The organism is Bremerella sp. P1, from assembly GCF_028748185.1.
Classification (GTDB): domain Bacteria; phylum Planctomycetota; class Planctomycetia; order Pirellulales; family Pirellulaceae; genus Bremerella.
The window spans coordinates 972140-986437 of sequence record NZ_CP118164.1 but is presented as its reverse complement, the minus strand read 5'-3'; the positions used below and the strand labels follow the sequence as shown (position 1 = coordinate 986437).

The following is a 14298-nucleotide window of genomic DNA, read 5'->3' as shown; positions in this document are numbered from 1 at the left end:
TCCTTTTCTAAGCACCCCCGCGTCAATCGCCCGACGCGGGGGTTTTTTCTTTTCCAAGTGGAAGTTTACGGTTTTCAGTTTTCAGTAAGAGTTGATTGGGTCTCCTCGACGCTTCTTACGCAAAAACGTAAAATCACAGACCTAATCCCATCGCGCATTAAAAGCTATCACGAGACGCCCCTTGGACGATTCGACGACACCAGAGACGCCGGTTGACCCAGCCTGGCTTGCGTTTGGCAAGTTGTGCCGGCTGCCGAACCTGTTTACGGCGTGGGCTGATATCTTTGCTGGCTTCTTCATCGTCTCGGCCTTTGCCAATGGTGGCGTCACCAATCTGAACGCTCCGGTCATCTTCGTCTGCCTGGTATTGGCTTCAAGCTTGATCTACTCGGCCGGGATGATCCTGAACGACTACTACGACCGCGACGTCGACGCCCAGGAGCGGCCTGATCGCCCGATTCCTTCCGGGGCGATTTCCGCTCAGACGGCGATGCTCGCTGGTTTTTCGATGTTGGTCGTGGGGACGCTGGTAGCCTTGCTGGGCGGCTATGCTTACGTCGATTACGCCGCGATTCCCTGGCGAGGCGGTGCCGTGGCGGCTTGTCTTTCCATTTGCGTGGTCGCCTACGACGCAGTGCTCAAACGGACGGCCTTAGCTCCTTGGATGATGGGAGCATGTCGTTTTTTCAATATTCTGCTGGGGATGAGCCTTGCCAAAGAGAATCCCTTCAGCGACAGCTGGCAGATCTTGGGTTATGACGCGGGCCAACTGATCTTTGCTGGCGGCATTGGCGTATACATTGTCGGCGTAACCTGGTTTGCGAGAACCGAAGCGGTCGTCAGCAGCCGAGCCATGCTGGGCCTGGGGGCGTTTTTGATGCTCGCAGGCATCGCCATGCTGGGCATTTTGCCCTGGTTTCAGCCGTCGATCGTTGATATCGACCCATCGAAATCATTCGGGCTGTGGGGGATTTTGGTATTATTGAGTTTGGCCTTGGGGCGCAGAATGGTTCTCGCCGTTTGTTACCCCGAGCCGCGAAACGTGCAATTAACGATTAAACAAGCGATCTTATCGCTGATTTTTTATGACGCAGCGATTACCCTAGCGGTATGCGGAACGATTTGGTCGGTCGTGATTGTTGCCCTGTTGTTTCCCATGCTGGGGCTTCGTCGTTGGATGTATTCAACATAATGAGATCGACATCGTCGTGGGGCACAGCGAACAAGGTTGGCCAACCTTGCACCGCGCGGAATAGCAAACCAGGCAGCGACATCGTAAGGTCGAAGGGTTAGTCAGGAATGATCCTAGGTTACAACACGAATGGACTCGCGCATCACGACCCGTTCGATGCCGTGGAAATCCTGGCAGAGATCGGCTACCGTGCGATTGCCCTGACGATCGACCATTTGACCCTTACCCCGTTCGGTAACACCTATCTTGCCACGCGTCAGGTCGATCTTCTGGCCAAGACACTCGAAGAAGCCAAGATGCGCTCGGTCGTCGAGACCGGGGCTCGCTTTCTGTTGGATCCGCGCCGCAAGCACGAGCCGACCTTTATCAGCCCGGAAGCGAAAGGACGCGACCTGCGTTACGAGTTCATGCGGCACTGCATCGATACGGCCCAAACGCTCAAGAGCGATTGCGTTTCGGTCTGGTCAGGCCGTCTACTGGACGACGTCTCGTATGACGTAGCCATGGATCGATTGGTCGCGTCGCTCGAACCTGTGCTCGACTATGCCGCCGAGCGTGACGTCACGATCGGCTTCGAGCCGGAGCCTGGCATGTTGATCGATACGATGGAGAAGTTCGACGAACTTCAGCAGCGGATCGATGCTCCGAACTTTCAGCTCACGCTCGACATCGGCCATTTACACTGCCAAGGCGAAACACCCATCGCCGATTACATTCGCCGCTATGCCGACCGTATCGTTAATATTCACCTGGAAGACATGAACGCCGGCGTCCACGAACACCTGCCGTTCGGTGAAGGCGAGATCGACTTCCCGCCGATTTTTAAGGCTCTCAAAGAAATCGACTACCAGGGCTGTGTGAACGTCGAACTGAGCCGGCACAGCCACGACGGCCCCAACCTGGCCAAGCTGTCGTACGAATTCTTGAAGCCGCTGATCTAAGCGAATTAGAAAGTGCCCCAGCGCATCCTGTCCCCTCGCCCCCGTCCCCGGGGGAGAGGGCTAGGGTGAGGGGGCGAAGCAGGGTCACGCGTCGTCGCTCTAACGTGTTTCTCTCACTCGCATCCTGACTTGCAGTGAGTCATCCTCGATGCACTTCTATCGCCCGTGAAGAACCCCTCACCCTAACCCTCTCCCCTCAGGGGCGAGGGGACATGAGAGTTGCCCTGGTTTTCTCGCACTGGATCTCGGGTTAGAGTGACTTGATTGCGAATTGACTCCCGACCCTGCCCCTTACTGAGCGAGCACCCCCATGGCCGACAACGTTGTTCTTCTTTCCATCCCCGGATTGCGAGCCTCAGACGTTGCCCACATGCCGAATCTCACGGCGCTAACCGAAGCAGGGGACAAAGCCACGCTCGTGCCGAGCTTTCCCGCGGTGACGTTGTGCGTCGAAACGAACATCATGACTGGCATGCTGCCGGTCGATCACGGAGTTGTGGCCAACGGCTGGTACGACCGCGAAAAGGGGGAGGTCGAACTGTGGACCATGGGCAACGAAGCAATCGAACAACCTCAGATCTGGGACACGCTGAAAAAGCACAATCCATCGCTCACGTCGGCCGTGTGGTTCCCCATGCTCAGCAAACGCTGTAATGCCGATTACGTCTGCATGCCGGCCCCTGTGCATAACCCCGACGGCAGCGAATCGCTGTGGTGCTACACGCGGCCAACCGAGTACTACGGTGATTTGCTCGAACAGTATGGTCACTTCCCGCTGAAGTTCTTCTGGGGCCCGCTTGCTTCGATTCCTTCGACCAAGTGGATTTCCGACACGGCCGTGCTGACCGCTAAGAAGCACAAGCCAAACTTCTTCTACATCTATCTGCCGCACCTCGATTATCAGGCCCAAAAGCTTGGTCCCGATAGCGAACCGGCGATGAAGGCCGTGGCAGAGCTCGACGTCGTCCTGGGCGAGATGTTTGCCGGTTTGAAAGAAGCCTACGGCGACGATGTGCTGATTTTGGTGGCCAGCGAATACACGATTGTGCCCGTCGATCATGTCACCTACCCCAACCGCGTACTGCGAGAAGCAGACCTGTTGAAGGTCAACAGCGGCGAGGAAGGGGAGACGATCGACTACCGCGGCAGCAACGCGTTTGCCGTGGCCGATCACCAACTCTCGCATATCTACGTGAAAGATCGCGATCAGGCAACGATCGACAAGGTCGTCAAGCTGTTCGAGGGGCAGGAAGGAATTGCAGAAGTCCTCGCCGGCGATGATCGCGAAAAGTACTTCCTCAATCACGAGCGAAGTGGCGACGTCATCCTCGTTTCGACCGCCAACAGTTGGCAGGCCTACTACTACTGGCTGGACGATGCCAACGCCCCCAAGTTTGCTCGCACGGTCGATATCCACCGCAAGCCCGGCTACGACCCGGTCGAACTGCATGTCGACATGGCCACCAAATCGATCCCGTTGGACGCGACTCTGGTCAAGGGTTCGCACGGTGCTCCGGCCAAAACAGAAGCCCAACGAGGCGTCCTGCTTTCCAACCAAAAGGGCGTCTATCCCGAGACCCCAATGGCCGATACCGACGTCTGCGATTTGGTGCTGCGTCAGTTCAATATCTGAGGCCAAAACCGCTTGTTACGGTTTAATTCGTAGTGTGCCGCCATTTGGGGGTCTGCGAGAGGCTTTTTTCATCGCGGATTCCCCCTACAGAGGCTGTCCATCGTTCTGTCTGTAACGATTGTACGGCCCGCCCCGAAGGGGGAATTCGATTTCATGCGGTTTCTCACGGCTCATATCTGTGGGGAAAACTAGGTTTTCCTGTAGTTGCCCCAAGTTTCGATCACTGATGTTCGGAACCACTCAGACATGCAGCGGGAATCGTAGCGTGCCCTCCGGAATCGAAAAAACCTTTCAGCTATTTGCCAACACGGACAACCATGCGGCGGTCCCAGTGTTGGTAGACGCGCTGGACTCGCCGTATTCGGAAGTGCGCGAGGGAGCTCTTTCCGCTCTGCTGCATCAACGTCACGTCGTCGCCCAACGGGCTCTCGTGCAGCGTTGGCGCAAGTTCACACCGGTTCAGCGTAGCTGGATCGAACTTTCCGGCATCTCGCTCGAGATTGCCGTCCGCGAACTGATTCACTCCAGCGACCACGAGCAATTCGCGTTGGGGCTGGAGGTCTTGAATCAGGTTCCCGAATACGAACTGATCCCATCGCTTGCGTTGATCGTTCGTGATTCTGGCCACTCGTACCGCGACTCGGCTGGCAACACGCTCGTGCACTTGGCGGCCAGTCTCCGCAAAGACCTTCGCGTCGGTGATTCCAAGAAGGGTGGCGAAGCGGTTCGCAGCCGGGCAATCGATTCGCTGGGAGACTGCATCAGTCACTACCAGCAGCACGAATCGGTGGCCATCCTCGAAGCATTCCTGGTGCTCGTCACTCGCGAGAATCAACTCCTTCGCGAAGCCTGGAACAACGCCAAGCATCCCGCACACACAGCTATCATCCGCTTCCTGCGGCACAGTTCGCGTCCTGAAATCATCGACTTGGTGCTCAGCTCACTGACCGATATGCACCCCGCCATGCCGGTGCTCAACATCGTGGGACTGCGGCACGATCCGGCATTCATGTCGGAATTGACAACGCGTATTCACGGAGGCGTGAACGACACCGTCCGCCGCAACCTGGCCAAGCTGACGAAGGTGGCCTGGGCCGAAGAGCATCGCCATGTGCTCGAGAAGCTCAATGGCCTGCAGCAGGCTGCCGCGGTGCACATGGCTATGTGCACTTCGATCGGTTCCGAGCGGCTGTACGATCTACTGCTGATGATGGCCGGTTCGCAGCATTCCAGCGGACGCCTGGCAGCTCTCGAAGAACTGGCCAGCTATATCGACCCAAGTACCAACCAACTGATTCTGGATGCCGTCAGCGATCCTGACGCAGGCGTGCGTGCCGAAGCCCTCCGCCAATTACGCCCGCGAGGAATTCCCGGAGCGATCAAACTACTGCTGCAGCACTTAGATAGTCCACAGCTGATCGTGAAAGATACGGTGCGCAATTCCCTGGCCGAGTTCAATTTTCCTCGGTTCCTGTCGGCCTTCGACAAGATGAGCCTGGACGCCCAAAAGAACACCGGACGCCTGGTTCGCGGAATCGACGTGAACACCCAACGCCTGTTGGCCAACGAGATGGTCGACGATGCGAGCTACCGACGCCTGCGTGCGTTGAAGATTATCGAGGTGATGGAGAATCATCTCGACATGGAGTCTGACCTGATCAAGGCCTTGCAACACGAAGATCATTTCCTGCGTGCCGAAGCGGCTAATCTTCTGGCCCGTTGTCCTTCGTCCGCTTCGGTGGCGGCCCTTCGCCAGGCCATGCTCGACCGAAATGTGCGTGTTCGAGAGAACGCCGAGGCAAGCCTGCGTCGCATCGCTGGAAACAAAGTGGCTGTGCCGTCGATCGAAGCTCCGGTCGCCGGTGAACAGGTCACGACTTAGGAGCGAAGACCCATGGCATCACTTTGGCAACTCGTAATTCTGGCCGATCAGCCGCCGGTGGATTTTTCCGCCATGGGCGAGCACTTCCGCGCCGAGAACGCGCACTTCAATCTCCCACACTTCATCATCCTGGCCTTGGTGGTCTTGGTGATCGCTTCCCTCATTTGGGCTCTGACGCGTTGGCAGGAAACCGAGAACGCCTGGAACGTCGACAACCCCCAGCGGTTGTTTTCGGACCTGTGCAAGAAGCATGAGCTGAGCAGCAAGGATTCGTCGCTGCTGAAGAAGATTGGCCGCGAGCTTCAGCTAACGCACCCGGCAAGCATCTTCTGCGATCCGAGTCTTCTCGTTTCGGCGATGAAGCTCGAGAAGTTCCATGAACTGCATGGCCAGCTGGCCGCGCTCGGAGAAGAGTTCTTCGGCTACCATCTCTGGAAACAGGCCATCGCTTCCGACAGCAGCGTGCACCAGCAAGCCTCGATCGGCTAACCAAGTCTTTGGAATCCTCGCCGAGTCGATCGGACGTCACACTCTCGTAGATGCGCCCATGCTCTTCATCTTGTCCCCTCGCCCCTTGGGAAGAGAGAGGGGACCGGAAAGGCGCTAGTCTGCATTCGGCTGGATCTTCACCGCTGTTCCGTACGCCAAGACTTCGGTCGCGCCAGGGGCGAACTCGGTAGCATCGTACCGCGTCCCGATGATCGCGTCGGCCCCGACCTGGCGGGCATGCTGCAGCATCAGGTCGTAGGCGTGCTGACGGGCCTCCTCACACACGGCGGCGTACTCGGGGATGTTCCCGCCGACGATGGACCGGAGGCCGCCTATGAAGCCGCGAGCAATGCTCGGCGACCGGACGACGATTCCTCGGACCAGGCCCAGGTACTCGACAACACGTTGTCCTTCGACCTCGTTGCCAGTGGTGACGATCATTGGGTGCTCCTTACTGACATGCTCGTGACGCAATGCTAATCCTGTCCCCTCGCCCCTGCGGGAAGAGGGGACAGTAACGAGAGGCTTGGTTATATCTGCGCATGATAAAAGCCGAGATATTCATCTCGGCTTTTATTCGTTGCTTGGATGCAATTCTTAGGACGAATCGCTTTAGAAGGCGCTGTTGCCGCTTGGGCGACGCTTCTGGAAACCAGCCTTTTCCTTCTCGGCCTGAGCTTCCAGTTCTTCCAGCTTCGAGGCGGCGTTCAGGCGGACGAGTTCTTCCGCTCCGACGTAGCCGGCCCAGTCGATGAACTGGTCGACGCGGATGGCCTGGATACCGTTAGCACGGGCTGCTTCGCTCATTTGCGAGTAAGCGGTCAGGCTGTTTTCGGCGGTCTTTTCGGTTGGACGCTTACCAAGGATCAGGTAGCGAATATCTGGGGTGATTGCACCCTTGATACTTCCACTTTCATCGACGTAAGCAGCGACAATACCGCCGGAGGTTTCGATGATCTGGCGAAGGTCATCGGTGTCGTCCTTGTCGTCGCCATCGATGTCGATGTAACCGACCACAGCGAACTTTTCAGGGTGTCCTGGGGTCCAGGTTGGCGTGAAGATGGTGTCGCCAGGCATGATCGGATTGGCCAGGTCAAAGTCGGTGATCCGGGCTTCCGCCTGGTGACCGTCATGGATCTTGGTGACTTCGATCTTACCCTTCACCGGAGCGTCACGCAGGTTTTCCTGACCGACAGGGTAAACGCTGAAGGTCATCTGCGGACGCAGCAAGTCTTGCGAACCGAGGTTGATCCAAACGGTCTTTTCCCGCTGGTTCGACCAGACGATCTTGCCATCAGGGCGATCGGTGATGCTTGGCTTCAGGTCTTCATTCACCTTCTGAAGGCCGGCGATGAGGTTCTGCTTGTCGGCGAGTTCCTTATCCAAGGCTTTCTTTTCCTGGGTGAACTTGGCAGTCACCTGGGCAACTTGTCCTTCGATGGCTTGCTTGGAAGCAAGAACCTTCTTCTGGTCGTCTTGCAGCGATTGGCGTTCCGACTGGTAGTCGGCGGTCATCTTACGCAGGTTGGCTTCGGCGGCATCCTTTTCGGACTTTGCTTTGGCGACGGCGGAATCGGCCGTGGTACGAATCGAATCGCGTTCGGCCGTCAGGGCATTCACTTGGGCACGGGCCGATGCCAACTGCTGTTCGAGCGTGGCGTACTTGTTGCGAAGTTCGACCGGGATCTTGCGGTAGTTCAAAGCCTGAACGTCGGCAGGAGTTCCATTCTCGTCAGCCACAAACGCGGCGACGTCGTTGGTGAACTGCGTTTCGATCTCGTCCATGGTCGTTTCGTCGGTATGACCGATCATGACCTTCAGACGGTTGCGTTCGAGCAAGTACTCACGCGACTTCGAGGATTCAGTCTGGGCACGTGCGTTGGCATCCTTCGCGTCTGTCTGGGCTTTCAGATTTGCGTTGTAGAACACGCCGGTCGTGATACCCAAACCGACCACCAGCATGACCATAAGGATCACGGCGATTTGAAGACCTTGATTGTCACGGGCTGCCATGAGCGAAACTCTCCTGAGGGGACAAGTAAAGGGAGACGGGTCGTGGAACTAGGGTCTCCCCAGTTTGCCTAAATTAGTCAAAGCTAGGGCAAATGCCAATCCAGCCGATGGTAGGGATCACGTGAACAAGTTAAGACCAAAGCCCCGCCTGGGCTTTAGCTTAAGGACTTGTGAACCGCTGGATGGATTAGCGATTGGGATGAGTGGTTGGCTGGTCAAAGTCTTGCCAGCACCGTAAGTGTACACGCGTTCTGGGTAGAAGTCAACGAAATGGAATTTTCGTAAGTCGTTGTATGACAAAGGATTTATGGAAATGTTGACCTGGGGCAACATGGGGTTTTTTGGCAACGTTCCTTCAGGGAGTGATGATGAAATTGCGAAAGCCTTAGAAATTAGGTGTTTGGGGGTGGCTTCTTGTTCGTAACTCGTTACTGCACAATAATCTACGTGCAGGATCGCAGCTCATAGCGGCTCTCGGCTTCCCCCTAACGCAGTTGGCATGATGAAAAATCGCACGCGGCAAACGTCGCTAAGTTTCGACACGGACGAGACGCAGGAAATTTCGGAAAAAATTCCCCAGCCCACGGCTGCTCCGGCCGATGTCGGCGATCCCAGCGATTTGAAGGACAAAGAGGTCTGGATTGTCGACTCGCACTCGCTGATCTTCCAGGTCTTCCACGCGATCCCACCCATGACCGGTCCGGCCGGCCAGCCGGTGGCGGCCATCTATGGCTTCGCCCGAGATATGGTCTTCCTGCTGGAAAAGAAGAAGCCTGACTATTTGATCTGTGCGTTTGACCTCTCGGGGCCGACCTTCCGCAACGAGCTGTACGACCAGTACAAAGCCAACCGCGACGAAATGCCAGTCGAATTGCCTTCGCAGATCGCCGGCATCCGGCGGCTGTTGGAAGCGATGACGATCCCGGTGCTCGAGTACGAAGGCTTCGAGGCCGACGACGTCCTGGCTGCCGCCGCGAAAGTCGTGGAAGAGAAGGGGGGCCGCTGCACCCTGGTCACCACCGATAAAGACTGCCGCCAGCTGATCACCGACAATGTGCGGCTGTTCAATGTGCGGAAGGATGCCTTCTACACGGCCGAATCATTGATGGAAGACTGGGGCGTTCGTCCCGACCAGGTTGTCGACTTTCAAGCGATGGTCGGTGACTCGGTCGATAACGTGCCAGGCATTCCCTTGATTGGCCCGAAGATCGCCAAGGATCTGCTCAATCAGTTTGGCACCTTGGAAGAAGTGCTCGACAGTGTCGATAAGATCTCCGGCAAGAAACGCAAAGAGAACATCACCAATGGCCGCGAACTGGCGCTGGTCAGCAAAGAGCTGGTTCGCCTCCGCGATGATGTGCCGCTGACCTGGGAGTGGGACAAGTACGTCGTCACGCCGGTTAATGGTCAGGCATGTGAAGAGCTGTGCGACGAGTTTGGCTTCCGCACGCTGTCGAAACAACTTCTGTCCCTTTCAAGCGGAGCAGCAGGGCAGGCGGAGACCAGCGCGCTGGAAGCAACACCGCTGGACTACCAGGCCATCGAAACGATCGATCAGCTGAAAGAACTGGTCGAGATACTCCGCAAGCAGAAACGCATCTCGATCGATACCGAGACCACGCATACCAGCCCTCGCTGGGCCGACCTAGTTGGTATCTCGGTTTGCTGGAAGCCCGGCACCGCGCGGTACATTCCAATTCAAACACCGGAAGAAGACCCGAGCCTGCCGCTGGAAGAAGCGATCGAACTGCTTCGGCCAGTACTCGAAGACGAAAACATCAAGAAGCTCGGCCAGAACCTGAAGTACGACGAGATTGTCTTTCGCGGTGTCGGCATCGACCTGGCCGGCGTCGACTTCGATACGATGATCGCCCATTACCTGTTGGAAGCCGGCGCACGATCGCACGGCCTGGACGAACTGGCCCGTCGCTATTTACAGCACGAAACGGTCAAGATCAGCGAGTTGATCGGCACCGGCAAGAAGCAGATCCTGATGAGCCAGGTGCCGCTGGAAAAGGTCTCGTACTATGCCTGTGAAGACGCGGACATTCCGCTGCGGCTGTACGAGATTCTGGGCGAGCGACTGGAAGAAGAAGGCCTGACCGATCTGTTCGACGATGTTGAAGTCCCGCTGATCGATGTCCTGGTCGAGATGGAAACCAACGGCATCCGCGTCGATACCGAGCGTCTCAAGAACCTGAGCGACGCTTACGGCGAGCGTCTGGACGGGCTCGAAAAAGAGATCTACGAGATCGCCGAGCAGCCGTTCAACATTGCCTCGCCCAAACAGTTGGCCGAGATCCTGTTTGAGAAACGAAACCTGCCGGTCATCAAGAAGACCAAGACCGGCGCATCAACCGATGCTGAAGTGTTGGAGCAGTTAGCCAAGCAAGATCCGCTGCCGCAGAAGATCATCGACTTCCGCCAATACGCCAAACTGAAGAACACGTACATCGATGCCCTGCCGAACATGATCTGCCCAAAGACCAACCTTGTGCACACGTCGTTCAACCAGGTGGTGGCCGCGACAGGGCGACTGAGTTCCAATGAACCGAACCTGCAGAACATTCCGATCCGTACCAAGGAAGGGAAAGAAATTCGTTCGGCCTTCAAAGCCAGTCGCGAGGACTGGGTGTTGGTCTGTGCCGACTACTCGCAGATCGAACTGCGTGTACTGGCACATTACTCTAAAGACGAAGCTTTGCGTGAGGCGTATCAAAACAATCAAGACATTCACGCCAAGGTCGCGTCGGAGGTGTATGGGATTCCGCTGGAAGAGGTGACCTCCAACGAACGCCGCAGCGCGAAGGCGATCAACTTTGGAATCGTCTATGGCCAAAGCGCATTCGGCCTGGCCAAGAGCCTGGATATCGAGAAGGACGAAGCATTCGGCTTTATTGATGCTTACTTCCGCAAATACCCAGGCGTCGACGATTTCATGGAGAACACCCTGCAGCAGTGCTACAAGGATGGTTTCGTGAAAACGATTCTGGGTCGCCGCCGTAAGATCGACGGCGTACGCTCTCCGCAGAAGCGTGACCGGATGGCGCGTCAGTTACTCATGCCCGAACGGACCGCGGTAAATACGGTCATCCAAGGTTCGGCGGCGGACATTATTAAGCTGGCCATGATTCGCGTTCACAAGGCATTGTCGGCTTCCGACCTGCAGTCGAAACTTCTGCTTCAGATTCACGACGAACTGGTTTTTGAAGCACCCCCGGAAGAAGTGCCATCTTTGGTGAAGTTGATGCTGCCGGAAATGACCGAGGCGGTCGAGTTGGATGTTCCGCTGGTGGTCGATGTCGAGTCGGGGCAGAACTGGGCCGAGTGCGAACCGGTCGATTTAGATGGCTGATGGGTAAGTGTCCACCAAGCTCAGTATGCGGCGGACGAAAAAAACGAGAGGGCGGTTAGCAATTACCCTCACTCCCCAATCGGAAGCTTGTCGGCAAGTCACATCATGAAAACGATCGGAATCCTCGGTGGTATCGCGTCCGGCAAGAGTGCCGCAACGGAGGCCTTGCGCGATTTAGGTGCGGTTGTCTTCGATGCCGACAAGGCCGGACATTGCGTTCTGGAGATGCCTGAGGTGAAGGAGGAAATCCGAGCGAGGTTTTCTTCCGCCGTATTTGACGATCAAGGGAACGTATTAAGGCCGAAAATTGCACAGCTTGTTTTTGGCGACTCTGACCAGCATCGTCAGGCTCTGGCCGACCTCGAAAAGATCTCGCATCCACGGATCGGTCAGCAGCTGGAAGCGGCCCTCCAGGCAGCGGAAGTCGCTGGAGCACCAGCATTTGTGGTCGATGCACCGGTCATGATTAAGGCGGGCTGGATACGCCATTGTGACTATGTTCTTTATGTGGATGCCTCGCGGGAAAAACGCCTGGAACGTGCTCTTGCGCGAAACTGGACAGAAAATGAGTTTGACATTCGTGAGGCCGCGCAGGAAAAATTAGAGGTCAAGCGAAAGCTCGCTGACATCGAGATCCCCAACGACGACGACTTATCCCAGCTACAAGCAGCGATCCGAGCCTTTTGGGATCGGTGTATTGCTCCCCCGCCAGGGCCTCGCGGGAATCCGCGTTAACTTCCCCAAAGATTTTCCTTTTCGTCGCATTGGGCTGCGAAAGAGCGAGGGGAATTTTAGTGGCGATGAAACCCACCTTACTGCAAAGGTGGGGGTCAAGAAATTGCCTGCGTCGATAGCAGCCCGAATTATCGTTACCCCTTTAATTTACAACCATTTACGAAGACTGCGATTCCTGCGATTATCGCCTCGCGAACTTTCGAGCGTTTTGCTACAACGAAAGAGTCTCCTCCTCATCCTGGAACAGCCTGCGTCCACCGAAGACGCCCTTCATGCCGATTTTTTAGTGGAACCGCTTCGTTAGGTAGCCGGTCTGAGTAGTTGGTTAAGGGACATTCCTTTAGACAACTCTGGCCAGGAAACTCCTCTTGGAGAACATTCTCCTATGGCACACAGAAACACGACAACAAACCGAAATACAAATAACAATTCGAATTCGAATAACAAGTTAACGTCCCGGGTCTCGAAAGACGCCAACGCATTTGGTGCCGGCATCATGCCGGAAACCGATGAGGCTACTTCGGATCAAAACAATCATCCCATGCCCAACTCGCCCCAACCTTCAGACTCATCCTCGAACCACGCATCAGACGGGCATCGCTCGTCGCGCGGTTCGAACCGCCGCAACAATAACAACCATTACGACGATGGCCCCGAGCCCATGTCCCTGGCCGAGCAGATCGCTCGCGGGAAGCATCGTGGCGATCAAGGAGAAGACGACGAGCAGTTCGAACAGCTCAAGCACAGCGAAGTGCATATCGCCGAACTGCAGAAGATGTCGATGCAGGATCTGATCGAAGAGGCCCGCAAGGAGAACCTCGAGGACGTTTCCGGCTCGCGCCGCCAGGACCTGATCTTCCGTATCCTCAAAGAACGCGTGAAGATGTCGGGCCTGATGTACGGCGAAGGAACGCTGGAAATCCTACCCGATGGCTTCGGCTTCCTGCGTAGCCCCGACTATCACTATCTGTCTTGCCCAGACGATATCTACGTCTCTCCTAGCCAGATCCGCCGATTTGGCCTGAAGACCGGTAACATCGTCACCGGACAGATCCGTCCACCGAAGGAAAACGAGCGCTACTTCGCGCTGTTGCGTGTGGAAGCGGTCAACTATCAGGACCCGAACGTCGCAGCCCAGAAGGTCTTCTTCGACGACCTCACTCCGCTGCACCCGGACGATCGGATCCGGATGGAGACGACCCCTGACGAATACAGCGGCCGAATCATCGACTTGATCGTGCCGATCGGTTTCGGTCAGCGTGGTCTGATTGTCAGCCCTCCGCGGGCCGGTAAGACGATCATGATGCAGAACATGGCCAAGGCAGTTCTGACGAACTACCCCGATGCCTACTGCATCATGCTGCTGATCGACGAGCGTCCTGAGGAAGTCACCGACATGGAGCGGCAGGTCAAAGGACCGAACTGCGAAGTGATTAGCTCGACCTTCGACGAACCGCCGTCGCGTCACGTTCAAGTGGCCGAAATGGTCATCGAAAAGGCCAAGCGAATGGTCGAATTCGGGACTGACGTGGTCATCTTCCTCGACTCGATCACGCGACTGGCACGGGCCTGGAATAGCGAATGCCCCCCTTCGGGCAAGCTCCTTTCCGGTGGTCTGGATGCCAACGCTCTGCAGCGTCCGAAGCGTTTCCTCGGTTCGGCCCGTAAGGTCGAAGAGGGTGGCTCGCTGACGATCATCGCCACGGCCCTGGTCGATACCGGGAGCCGTATGGACGACGTGATCTTCGAGGAATTCAAAGGAACCGGTAACCAGGAAATCGTGCTCGATCGCCGTATGGTCGATCGTCGCATCTGGCCGGCCATCGACATCAACGCCAGCGGTACACGCCGCGAAGAGATGCTGATGGATCCGGAAGAATACCGCCGAGTCTGCATCCTGCGTCGGGTTCTCAACGAAATGAACCCACCCGACGCGATGGAGTTCCTGCTCGGTCACATGAGCAAGAACAAGACCAACGCTGAGTTTCTCATGAGCATGAATGTGCAGTAACGCACGCTTTATGCCTCTATTCAATTCGTGACTTCCTCTCGGCAGTA

10 protein-coding genes are annotated in these 14298 nt (G+C 56.5%); 8 read left to right on the top strand and 2 right to left on the bottom strand.

Going from position 1 to position 14298, the window contains the following annotated elements; translation table 11 throughout:
• Positions 1–181: 181 nt before the first annotated feature.
• From PSR63_RS04110 to PSR63_RS04090, 5 genes are all read left to right on the top strand, one after another.
• Positions 182–1192, top strand: coding sequence for a UbiA family prenyltransferase (locus tag PSR63_RS04110; protein WP_274330976.1), 1011 nt, complete (start codon positions 182–184; stop codon positions 1190–1192).
• A 107-nt stretch (positions 1193–1299) separates the two neighbouring features.
• The gene (locus PSR63_RS04105; RefSeq protein ID WP_274330974.1) at positions 1300–2133 is read left to right on the top strand and encodes a sugar phosphate isomerase/epimerase family protein; all 834 of its coding nucleotides are present in this window, start codon (positions 1300–1302) and stop codon (positions 2131–2133) included.
• A 310-nt stretch (positions 2134–2443) separates the two neighbouring features.
• Positions 2444–3766 carry an alkaline phosphatase family protein gene (locus tag PSR63_RS04100; RefSeq protein WP_274330972.1) on the top strand — a complete coding sequence of 441 codons (1323 nt, stop codon included), beginning with the start codon at positions 2444–2446 and terminating at the stop codon, positions 3764–3766.
• Between the two features lie 265 nt (positions 3767–4031).
• A complete protein-coding gene (locus tag PSR63_RS04095; RefSeq protein WP_274330970.1) occupies positions 4032–5648 on the top strand; it encodes a HEAT repeat domain-containing protein in 1617 nt (538 codons plus the stop codon).
• Between the two features lie 12 nt (positions 5649–5660).
• The gene (locus PSR63_RS04090; RefSeq protein ID WP_274330968.1) at positions 5661–6137 is read left to right on the top strand and encodes a hypothetical protein; all 477 of its coding nucleotides are present in this window, start codon (positions 5661–5663) and stop codon (positions 6135–6137) included.
• A 114-nt stretch (positions 6138–6251) separates the two neighbouring features.
• On the opposite strand, the gene PSR63_RS04085 is transcribed toward PSR63_RS04090, so the two are convergent.
• Complete coding sequence (locus PSR63_RS04085) at positions 6252–6578, bottom strand: YbjQ family protein (protein ID WP_274330966.1); 327 nt, start codon at positions 6576–6578, stop codon at positions 6252–6254.
• 171 nt (positions 6579–6749) lie between these two features.
• Positions 6750–8150: a hypothetical protein gene (locus PSR63_RS04080; protein WP_274330964.1), complete on the bottom strand. Its 1401-nt coding sequence runs from the start codon at positions 8148–8150 to the stop codon at positions 6750–6752.
• A gap of 499 nt (positions 8151–8649) precedes the next feature.
• Between PSR63_RS04080 and polA the strand changes: the two genes are divergently transcribed.
• The 3 genes from polA to rho all read left to right on the top strand — a co-directional run bounded on the left by polA (position 8650) and on the right by rho (position 14251).
• Positions 8650–11505, top strand: coding sequence for a DNA polymerase I (polA, locus tag PSR63_RS04075; RefSeq protein ID WP_274330963.1), 2856 nt, complete (start codon positions 8650–8652; stop codon positions 11503–11505).
• Positions 11506–11610: 105 nt separating this feature from the next.
• The gene (gene coaE, locus PSR63_RS04070; protein WP_274330962.1) at positions 11611–12240 is read left to right on the top strand and encodes a dephospho-CoA kinase; all 630 of its coding nucleotides are present in this window, start codon (positions 11611–11613) and stop codon (positions 12238–12240) included.
• A 496-nt stretch (positions 12241–12736) separates the two neighbouring features.
• Entirely contained in the window at positions 12737–14251 is a 1515-nt protein-coding gene (gene rho / locus PSR63_RS04065; RefSeq protein ID WP_443111079.1) for a transcription termination factor Rho, read from the top strand.
• Positions 14252–14298 lie beyond the last annotated feature (47 nt).

Excerpts from the sequence above, each read along its gene's own strand:
- polA (WP_274330963.1), top strand. The coding sequence starts at position 8,650 with ATGATGAAAAATCGCACGCGGCAAACGTCGCTAAGTTTCGACACGGAC.
- PSR63_RS04100 (WP_274330972.1), top strand. The coding sequence starts at position 2,444 with ATGGCCGACAACGTTGTTCTTCTTTCCATCCCCGGATTGCGAGCCTCA.
- PSR63_RS04080 (WP_274330964.1), bottom strand. The coding sequence starts at position 8,150 with ATGGCAGCCCGTGACAATCAAGGTCTTCAAATCGCCGTGATCCTTATG.
- PSR63_RS04085 (WP_274330966.1), bottom strand. The coding sequence starts at position 6,578 with ATGATCGTCACCACTGGCAACGAGGTCGAAGGACAACGTGTTGTCGAG.
- PSR63_RS04090 (WP_274330968.1), top strand. The coding sequence starts at position 5,661 with ATGGCATCACTTTGGCAACTCGTAATTCTGGCCGATCAGCCGCCGGTG.
- coaE (WP_274330962.1), top strand. The coding sequence starts at position 11,611 with ATGAAAACGATCGGAATCCTCGGTGGTATCGCGTCCGGCAAGAGTGCC.
- rho (WP_443111079.1), top strand. The coding sequence starts at position 12,737 with ATGCCGGAAACCGATGAGGCTACTTCGGATCAAAACAATCATCCCATG.
- PSR63_RS04105 (WP_274330974.1), top strand. The coding sequence starts at position 1,300 with ATGATCCTAGGTTACAACACGAATGGACTCGCGCATCACGACCCGTTC.